The 4,003-nt window shown below is 50.9% G+C and carries 5 protein-coding genes; 3 read left to right on the forward strand and 2 right to left on the reverse strand.

The window, feature by feature from the left end; translation table 11 throughout:
* Both QVO39_RS00315 and QVO39_RS00320 read right to left on the reverse strand, forming a co-directional pair.
* Positions 1–715: endonuclease/exonuclease/phosphatase family protein (locus QVO39_RS00315; RefSeq protein ID WP_288171170.1), on the reverse strand; the 715-nt coding region annotated here is incomplete at its 3' end.
* Between the two features lie 136 nt (positions 716–851).
* On the reverse strand, positions 852–2,318 hold the full coding sequence (locus tag QVO39_RS00320; RefSeq protein ID WP_021902523.1) for an aminoacyl-histidine dipeptidase: 1,467 nt from the start codon (positions 2,316–2,318) through the stop codon (positions 852–854).
* A 157-nt stretch (positions 2,319–2,475) separates the two neighbouring features.
* Between QVO39_RS00320 and QVO39_RS00325 the strand changes: the two genes are divergently transcribed.
* The 3 genes from QVO39_RS00325 to queF all read left to right on the forward strand — a co-directional run bounded on the left by QVO39_RS00325 (position 2,476) and on the right by queF (position 3,935).
* Entirely contained in the window at positions 2,476–2,703 is a 228-nt protein-coding gene (locus QVO39_RS00325) for a hypothetical protein (protein WP_021902524.1), read from the forward strand.
* Positions 2,704–2,732: 29 nt separating this feature from the next.
* Positions 2,733–3,368, forward strand: coding sequence for an OmpH/Skp family outer membrane protein (locus QVO39_RS00330; protein WP_244400725.1), 636 nt, complete (start codon positions 2,733–2,735; stop codon positions 3,366–3,368).
* Between the two features lie 90 nt (positions 3,369–3,458).
* Positions 3,459–3,935, forward strand: a complete 477-nt coding sequence (gene queF / locus QVO39_RS00335; protein WP_021902526.1) for a preQ(1) synthase — start codon at positions 3,459–3,461, stop codon at positions 3,933–3,935.
* Positions 3,936–4,003: the final 68 nt, after the last annotated feature.

Raw genomic sequence — 4,003 nt, forward strand, 5'->3', positions numbered from 1 at the left:
TGTAGAGAAAGCGTTGCTTAGGTTGGGTGTTGTGCTCAATGCCCCCCGCTCTGAGTGCCCGTCGCATCGAGGGGTCAGAGGGGTTGTCATTAAAGTCACCCATCACCACCACATAGCGGCTAGGATCCTCCTCCAGCAGATGGTCGATGAGCTTCCGCACCTTGGCATTCACCCGCTCCCGTTTCCGCGAAGTCGCTCGTACCCCTCCGCGTCGGCTCGGGTTGTGCATCACAAATAGCTCCAGCTTTCGCTCTGTAGCTCTGTGCTCCAGCGTCACCCACAGCGTATTTCGCCCGCTTCCATCTGCCTCGCTCGGTGTGCGGGGGTCTTGACCTAGAGGGAAGCAGTCGGTCGCTCCGTAGTGCGGAATCTCGTGTGCCTCAATATAGGCAAACCGCTTTTGGTCCCATAGGAGTGCCACATCCACACCACGAGGGTCAGAGCCATTCGTCACCACATAGTCGTACGTCACCGAGCTAAGCGTCGGGTGCTTCACGAGGTCCCGTATCACGTCACTATTCTCCACCTCCACCATACCAATCAGCGAGGGGAATCCCCACTCCCCCACATTGCTGATCACCCAAGCCAGGTGCTCGCACTTACGTCGGTACCGCCCCTCAGTCCAATGGTAGATGCCTTCGGGGGTAAAGGCATCATCATCGGTGAGTGGGTCATCAATCGTATCGAATAGATTTTCTACATTATAAAACATCATACGCCCGATCGTCTCCTTGCTATTCGTCCTCTCTTGAGCTGATAGGGGAGGGACTACAAAAGCACTTAATAGCCACAAAGCCACCACCAGCACGAAGGCTTGTGGTGGCTTTGGATAGCTAATTGTAAATATCGGTTTACGCCTTGCGTGGTGCATTCTTGAGGATCGCTAGCAGATGCTTCCACCACATCTCTACCGTCTTCAGCTCCAGACGCTCCTCAGGGGAGTGTACATCACGCATCGTAGGACCAAAGGAGAGCATATCTAGGTGTGGGTACTTCTCCTTGAAGAGACCGCACTCCAGACCGGCGTGGATCGCCATGATCTTTGGATCCTTGCCGAATAGGTCGTTGTATGTTCTCTTTGCTACCTCCATAATCTCCGACTCAGGGTTAGGCTCCCAACCTGGATATCCGTCACGCTCCGATACATAAGCACCCGAGAGGTCAAATACCGCAGTCACCATATCCCCTACCATACGCTTAGCACTCTCTACCGAGCTACGCTGGCTAGTCTCTACATAGATTACAGGGTATCCCTCCTCACTCTCGATCATCTTCACCGAAGCGAGGTTATTAGAGGTCTCCACCAATCCCTCAATGGTGTGGCTCATGCCGAGTACGCCGTGAGGACAAGCGATCAGAGCATTGATCAGGTTGGCAGAAGTCTGAGCGTCGATGCACCACTTAGGTTGCTCCGTAGTAGAAGCACGCACCTCCACCTCTGGGTCTACCGCCTTCAGCTCATTATGAATTTCGCTAGAGAAAGTATTGATCCAAGCTGCTACCGGCTCACGGTCACTTGGGTCAATACCGATCACGGCATGTGCCTCACGAGCAATCGCATTGTGGAGGTTACCGCCTTGGATACTACCCAATACATAGTCCACATCATCAGCCAGACCATAGAGAGCACGAGCAAGGATCTTCACCGCATTGCCTCTACCTAGGTGGATATCACCACCCGAGTGACCACCTCTCAGACCGCTCACCTTGATCTCAATATAGGTGAGATTGGGGTCGGTATAAGCAGGCTCATAGTAGTACTCCGCCATGGTACCCATACCACCAGCACAGCCTACAAACATCTCCCCTTCATCCTCGCTATCGAGGTTGAGGAGGATATCGCTATCAAAGAAGCCCTTCTCCACATTCATTGCACCGGTAAGGCCAGTCTCCTCATCTACAGTGAAGAGTGCCTCGATCGGACCATGCTCAATATCATCACTTGCCAATACAGCCAGCTGAGTAGCTACGCCGATACCATTGTCAGCACCCAGTGTCGTTCCCTCCGCCTTGAGCCAGCCATCCACAATCTTGGTGCGGATTGCATCCTTCTCAAAGTCAAACTCCACATCATTATTCTTCTCGCATACCATATCAATATGGCTCTGCATAATGATGCTCTTGCGGTCTTCCATCCCCTTGGTAGCCCCCTTCTTCATCACTATGTTACCCACCTTATCCTTGTGGTATTCAATATTGTGCTCCTTGGCAAAGTTCTCAAGATAAGCGATCATCTTCTCCTCCTTCTTGCTTGGGCGAGGAGTCTTGGTGATCTCATCAAAGTACTTAAAGACAATTTTTGGTTCGTGTGTTGTCATACGTCTTACGATTATATTATGATTGTTCAATAATTCATTTCAGTGGTAAAGATACCCTTTTCTCTCCTAATAGAGGAGCAGATATGTGTAAAAAGACTTAAAACCTTTGCGGCTGTTGATAAAAAACTTACCTTTGTATCCGTTAAATCTTTGAGAAATGATGATAAAGATACTACTTATAACGCTCGTAGTCGTTGCTATATGCGTCCTACTCCTTGGAGTGAGGGTCTTCTTCACCAAGCGTTGGGGCTTCCCAAATACACACGTAGAGGGCCCGCCAAAGCTTGAGGAGCAGGGGATCACCTGCCACCGCCACCAGCACAAAGATGCGGTGCGGCACCAGAATCTCTTCGACCGTGTAGCCAAGGAGGAGCGTATACAGTAGTTGACACTTTAATTACCGATTTAGTAATAATGATGATCAAATCCAACACCCTATCAGCACTCACGCTAGCCCTCGTGCTAGCTTTGGCCACCATCAGTTGTAATAAGAGTGACCAGCAGAGCAACAACCAAGCTACAGCTACCCCAGTAGGCGATAGTACCATTGCACGCCTTCCTATAGCTTATGTAGACCTTGATAGCCTGCTCGCCAATTACAAGTATGCCAATCAAGTACAGGACGAACTGATGCGCGAGATGGAGAGCCGCCAAGCTACTTTCAATCAAAAGCAGCGTAACTTTGAGAGCGAGGCTAGGGAGTTTCAGCGTAAGGTGGAGAATAATGCCTTCTTCGACCAAGGACGTGCACAGCGCGAGCAAGAGCGCATCATGAAGCTACAGCAGCAACTCCAAGAGCTGAGCCAAAAGCTACAGGTGGAGCTGATGCAGCTAGAGGCCGATAAGATGCAAGCCCTCTCCGACACCATCATGGCACATGTACAGCAGTACAATAACGAGGTGGGTAAGTACCAGATGATCCTGAGTAATAAGGCCCACGATAATATCCTCTGTGCCGATAAGAGCTACGACATCACCACTCAGGTGACTAAGTACCTCAACGACCGCTACACTCCTGCTAAGAAGGAGGAGACCACCGAGAAAAAGTGATAGAGAGGAAATCTCCACTATAAAGTAATACAAGGAGCCACACCTCAATCTGATAGCTGAGGTGTGGCTCTATATATACCAATTAAATATATGAAAGAGCAAGCAACAGAGCAAGAGCTACGCCAATCCCTCTCCCTACTCGGGAGCGGCAGCACCAAATACCCTACAGAGTACGATCCTATCGTTCTGGAGACCTTCGAGAATAGGCACCCTGGGCGAGACTACTGGGTGAAGTTCAATTGCCCAGAGTTTACCAGCCTTTGCCCCATCACCCACCAACCCGACTTCGCCGAGATCATCATCTCCTACATCCCCGATATCAAGATGGTGGAGAGTAAGAGCCTCAAACTCTACCTCTTTAGCTACCGAAATCATGGCGACTTCCACGAGAATTGCGTCAACGTCATCCTCGATGACCTCGTAGAGCTAATGGATCCACGCTATATCGAAGTAACCGGTATCTTCACCCCACGAGGTGGCATCTCTATCCACCCCTACGCCAATTACGGTCGCCCCGGCACCAAGTTCGAGCAGCTCGCCCTTGACCGCCTCGCCAACCACCAGTAACCCCCATGCTGGGGGTGCCTAGTCGGGGGTGCCTTATCGGACAAGTCAGACAAGTCGGACAAGTCGGA

Origin of the sequence: Porphyromonas sp. CAG:1061, assembly GCF_000435035.1 — a bacterium.
In the GTDB taxonomy this organism is placed as follows: domain Bacteria; phylum Bacteroidota; class Bacteroidia; order Bacteroidales; family Porphyromonadaceae; genus Porphyromonas_A; species Porphyromonas_A somerae.

What these genes read in the sequence shown, in the direction of transcription:
- queF (WP_021902526.1), top strand. Translation starts at nt 3,459, where the DNA reads ATGAAAGAGCAAGCAACAGAGCAAGAGCTACGCCAATCCCTCTCCCTA.
- QVO39_RS00330 (WP_244400725.1), top strand. Translation starts at nt 2,733, where the DNA reads ATGATGATCAAATCCAACACCCTATCAGCACTCACGCTAGCCCTCGTG.
- QVO39_RS00320 (WP_021902523.1), bottom strand. Translation starts at nt 2,318, where the DNA reads ATGACAACACACGAACCAAAAATTGTCTTTAAGTACTTTGATGAGATC.
- QVO39_RS00325 (WP_021902524.1), top strand. Translation starts at nt 2,476, where the DNA reads ATGATGATAAAGATACTACTTATAACGCTCGTAGTCGTTGCTATATGC.